The following is a 4,411-nucleotide window of genomic DNA, read 5'->3' on the forward strand; positions in this document are numbered from 1 at the left end:
GCCGTCGGCCCACTCCCGGATCATCTGCTGCTCGGTCCGCATATGCGCCACCAGCCCCTGGATCGCTTCGGCGAGGTTGGACATCGCCGCGGTCGGCGCGCGCCAGCCGCTGCCGCTGTCTTCCATCGCCGCGCGCAGCCGATCGACCGCGGCCTGTACGTCGGCACCGATGCCTCCGGCGCTGGCAACGTTGCCCGGACTGCCTTCACCGCCATATTCGCGTACGGTGCCGGCGAGCCAGTCCTCGAGGTCGGTGTAGAAGCGGTTCTGCGCCTGGCTCGATTGCAGGTCGAGAAAGCCGAGCATCAGCGAACCGGCGAGCCCGAACAGCGAGGAGGAAAAGGAAATGCCCATGCCGCCGAGCGGCGCCGCCAGACCGCTTTTCAACGTGTCGAACAGCGCGCCGGCGTCGCCGCCGACCTTGAGTTCGTCGATCACCTTGCCGACCGAACCCACAGTCTCGATCAGGCCCCAGAAAGTGCCGAGCAGTCCGAGAAAAACCAGCAGCCCCGTCATGTAGCGGGAGATATCGCGCGCCTCGTCGAGCCGGGTCGCGATCGAATCGAGCAGATGCCGCATGGTCTGCTGCGAGATCGTCATCCGTCCGGTGCGCTCGCCGCCGAGGATCACCGCCATCGGCGCCAGCAAGGTCGGATGGCGGTCGACAGCCAGACCGGGGTCGGCGACGCGGAAATTATTGACCCAGGCGACTTCCGGATAGAGCCGAATCACCTGGCGAAACGACAGGATGATGCCGATCAGCGCCACCACGCCGATCAGCGCGTTGAGTCCGGGATTGGCCAGAAAAGCGGCGAAGATCTGCCTGTAGAGCACAACCATCACGAGTGCGCACAGCACCAGGAACACCAGCATCCGCACCAGAAAAATCCTGGGCGTGGACATTTTGTTGAGTTCGATCTCCATCGCGGAGCGGGAAGAGGGACCCGAAGGCATTCTGACTGACATCCGTTGTAGGGAACTGATCTTGCCGCGCCCACTATGGCACAGCGGCAGCGGGAAAAAAGCTCTGATCGCCGCCATTTCACCGAGCCGACCGGAAAGTCGGGTTGAAACCGGCCGTGGCATCTCGCGTATTTGACCCACGAGAGGTGATTTTGTGGGATTGATCGAGGGTTCTCATGACTGTCTTGTGTCTGGAAGCTCTTGTCGCCATGGCTCTGGCGCTTTCCATCCTGATGGCGTTGGCCTGGGCCGTGCAGCAGCGCACCGGTAATTCCGGCTGGGTTGATACCATCTGGACTTTCGCGGTCGGATCGGTCGGGCTCGCGAGCGCGCTGTGGCCGATTGCCGGCGCAGCTCCTAACCAGCGGCAATGGATGGTCGCCACCCTGGTTGCGATCTGGTCGCTGCGGCTCGGCATCCACATCGCGGTGCGTAGCGCGGGAATATCGGATGATCCCCGTTATGCCGCCTTCGCCAGCGAATGGGGCGCCGATGCGGCGTGGCGCATGTTCCTCTTTCTGCAGAACCAGGCTTTGGGATCGGTGCCGCTGGTGTTTGCAATATTCCTCGCCTCACGCCTTCCGCAGGCGTCGCTGCGCGGGCAGGACTATCTGGGGGCACTGATTCTTTTGGTTGGAATTGCCGGCGAGGCATTGGCCGACGCCCAGCTCAGGTCTTTTCGCGGCGATCCGGCCAACCGCGGACGCGTGTGCGATGTCGGCCTGTGGCGCTGGTCGCGGCATCCGAATTATTTCTTCGAATGGCTGGGATGGCTGGCCTATCCCGTCATCGCCCTTTCACCCCAGTTCCCGCGTGACTACCCTTGGGGCTTCGCGACGCTGCTCGCGCCGGTCTTTATGTACTGGATTCTGGTATACGTTACCGGAATACCTCCGTTGGAGGCACAGATGCTGCGCTCCCGCGGCGACGGCTATCGAGCGTACCAGTCGCGTACCAGCAAGTTCTTTCCATTGCCGCCGCAGTAGCCAGCCAAGCTAGTCCCCCAGCGGCTTCAGGATCTTCACCAGCTCGGCGTGGATGTGCTCGTTGCCGCAGATCACGTTGCCGGTCTTCAGCGCATCGTCATCGCCCGCGATGCCCGAGACGATGCCGCCAGCCTCTCGCACGATGATCTGGCCTGCCGCCATGTCCCAGGCCTTCAGGTTGCGTTCCCAATAGCCGTCGAGCCGGCCGGCGGCGACGAAGGCCATGTCGAGCGAAGCAGCGCCGAAGCGGCGCAGGCCCGCCACCCTGGTCTGGATTTCCGTCATTTCGCGTCGTGACAAGTCGTGGTCGCCGCGTCCGATATGCGGCAGCCCGCAGGCGACCACGCAGTCGGAGAGCTTGCGGCGGCCCGCGACGCGTAGCCGCTGATCGTTCAGGAAGGCGCCCTTGCCGCGCTCGGCGAGATACAGCTCCTCATTGGCGGGATTGTAGATCACGCCGGCGATGATGGTGTCCTCGCGCTGCAGCGCGATCGAGATCGCAAATTGCGGAATGCCGTGCAGGAAATTGGTGGTGCCGTCGAGCGGATCGACGATCCAGGTATGGCTCTTGTCGTTTCCCTCGCGCGATCCGCCCTCTTCGCCGATGAAGCCGTAACCCGGCCGCGCCTTGGTCAGATCGGTATACAGCATCTCCTCGGCACGCTTGTCGGCGAGCGAGACGAAATCGGCCGGTCCTTTCATCGACACCTGCAGATGCTCGATCTCGCCGAGATCGCGCTTCAAATTGCGGCCGGCGTGGCGCGCGGCCTTGACCATGACGTTGATGAGGGCTGAATGCAGCATTGGGCTTGGTCTGACCGTAGGTCCAGGAAAGAATGCTCCCTGCCCCCGGGAGTGGGGTGGGGAGGAGTCACGGTTTCAACAGGGGGCGAACCACGGTGGCGCGCCATCCTGTCCGCTCAGGAGAGGTGAAACAGGGACTGGGTGCCTTGCCCGGGAGCCCGCGTCAAGCGGCTCATTTACTGCCGGCTTGGCTGCCGCCGGCCTGCTTGCTGCCGACTTGACTAACGCCGACCTGACTAATGCCGACCTGGTCGCCGAGCCAGCGGTGCGCCAAGGCCTCGACCTTGCTGCGATCCTCGGGACTGAGCTGGGCAAACACCTCATCCAGCATCAGGTCGCCCTTGCCGGAGGTCTTGGCGATGAGATGCCATTTCAGCCCCTCGATCCTGTCCATCGGCACGCCCTGTCCCAGTACCAGGACGCGCGCCAGTCGGTTCTGCGCGATCGGGCTGTTTTGCTTGGCCGCCTTGCGCAACAGCGCGATTGCGGCCGGCTCGTTCTTCGGCGTGCCGGTACCGTTGAACAGCGCGATGGCGTATTCCACCTCGGCGTCGACATTGTCGGCCAGCGCTGCCATCTGCAACAGCTCGGCGGCCTTTTCGAGGTCCTTTGGAACGCCGGTGCCTTCCTTGTAGAAAGTGGCGAGCGCGTATTGCGCATCCGCGTTGCCGGCATCGGCGGCCAATCGCAGCAATTCCGCGGATCGTCTGAGATCCTGCGGCAGGGTTTGCCCGTCAAGATAGAGCAGCGCGAGGTTATAGGCGGCCTTGGGTTCGCCGAGCTTGGCCGAGGATGCCAGCAATCTGGCGGCTTCCATGCGATCGGTAGGGCCGCCGCGACCTTCGAACCGCATCATCGCCAGTTCGAACATCGCTTCGCGATCGCCGTTGTCGGCGGCGCGCTTGTACCAGTCGACCGCCTTTGCATCATCGCGCTTGGTGCCCAACGCGTTTGAATAAAGCTCGCCCAGCATCGTCATCGCCTTGGGGTCGCCGGCCTGCGCCCGCGTCATGGCGAGATCGCGCGCGGTGCGGTATTCGCCGCGCTGGAAGGCGCCATAGACCAGGTCGACACGGGGATCATTAGGAGCGGGGGCGGGGATCACGGTCGCCGTCGGCGGCGTCGTCGCCGGAGCTTTCGTTTCGGCCGCGGGCTTTTTGGGAACCACGACCGGCTTCGGCTTCGGCTTCGCGGCCGGCGTCTGGGCAACCGGCGGCGTCAGCTGGATCTGCGCGAACGCGCTGCTCGCCAGCAGCAGCGAGCCCGCGAGGATGGAGAATGAGCGAAGGGTCTTCATCGGCAAGCGTCACTGTCCGGCTGTGGCGGGGGCGGGCGTTGCCGCATAGGCTTGGCGGAGTGCCTCACCCATGCCGGCAAGTGCGGCGGCCGCGCCGCGCGGATCGGCCCAGATCACCTCGCCGACCAGGACGAAATCCGCGCCTGCCTTGACGAATTCGAAGGCCTCCTCGCGTGAGGCGGCATAGCCGACGCAAGGCGGCTCGAACAGTTCGGCCCACCATTGCAGCCGCTCGACGATGGCTTCGGTTGCGGGCCTTTGGCCGCGCGCATCGGGCTCTCCGAACAGCACATAGTCGGCGCCAAGCTCGCCCGCGGCCATGGAATCGTGCCGTGTGGCAAGGCCGCCGACGCCCGCGATC

At 64.6% G+C, this 4,411-nt stretch carries 5 protein-coding genes and 1 pseudogene; 2 read left to right on the forward strand and 4 right to left on the reverse strand.

Annotated elements, in window-relative coordinates:
• On the reverse strand, nucleotides 1–954 hold a 954-nt coding region (locus WCB02_RS13725; protein ID WP_423958767.1), incomplete at its 3' end, for a flagellar motor protein MotA.
• Here WCB02_RS13725 and WCB02_RS13730 point away from each other — a divergent pair.
• Together WCB02_RS13730 and WCB02_RS13735 are read left to right on the forward strand one after the other, a co-directional pair.
• A complete protein-coding gene (locus WCB02_RS13730) occupies nucleotides 908–1,099 on the forward strand; it encodes a hypothetical protein (protein WP_423958771.1) in 192 nt (63 codons plus the stop codon). The genes WCB02_RS13725 and WCB02_RS13730 overlap by 47 nt on opposite strands.
• A 40-nt stretch (nucleotides 1,100–1,139) precedes the next feature.
• Nucleotides 1,140–1,949: a DUF1295 domain-containing protein gene (locus tag WCB02_RS13735; protein ID WP_423958768.1), complete on the forward strand. Its 810-nt coding sequence runs from the start codon at nucleotides 1,140–1,142 to the stop codon at nucleotides 1,947–1,949.
• 9 nt (nucleotides 1,950–1,958) lie between these two features.
• Here WCB02_RS13735 and WCB02_RS13740 read toward each other — a convergent pair whose 3' ends face one another.
• The 3 genes and pseudogenes from WCB02_RS13740 to WCB02_RS13750 all read right to left on the reverse strand — a co-directional run.
• Nucleotides 1,959–2,753, reverse strand: a complete 795-nt coding sequence (locus WCB02_RS13740; RefSeq protein WP_423958769.1) for an inositol monophosphatase family protein — start codon at nucleotides 2,751–2,753, stop codon at nucleotides 1,959–1,961.
• Nucleotides 2,754–2,925: 172 nt separating this feature from the next.
• Nucleotides 2,926–4,050, reverse strand: a complete 1,125-nt coding sequence (locus WCB02_RS13745) for a tetratricopeptide repeat protein (protein WP_423958770.1) — start codon at nucleotides 4,048–4,050, stop codon at nucleotides 2,926–2,928.
• 9 nt (nucleotides 4,051–4,059) lie between these two features.
• Nucleotides 4,060–4,411, reverse strand: a pseudogene (locus WCB02_RS13750) (thiamine phosphate synthase); the annotation flags it as partial.

It is taken from the genome of Bradyrhizobium sp. (assembly GCF_049581145.1).
Taxonomy (GTDB): domain Bacteria; phylum Pseudomonadota; class Alphaproteobacteria; order Rhizobiales; family Xanthobacteraceae; genus Bradyrhizobium.

Coding starts and splice junctions, on each gene's coding strand:
- WCB02_RS13735 (WP_423958768.1), top strand. CDS start 1,140: ATGACTGTCTTGTGTCTGGAAGCTCTTGTCGCCATGGCTCTGGCGCTT.
- WCB02_RS13740 (WP_423958769.1), bottom strand. CDS start 2,753: ATGCTGCATTCAGCCCTCATCAACGTCATGGTCAAGGCCGCGCGCCAC.
- WCB02_RS13745 (WP_423958770.1), bottom strand. CDS start 4,050: ATGAAGACCCTTCGCTCATTCTCCATCCTCGCGGGCTCGCTGCTGCTG.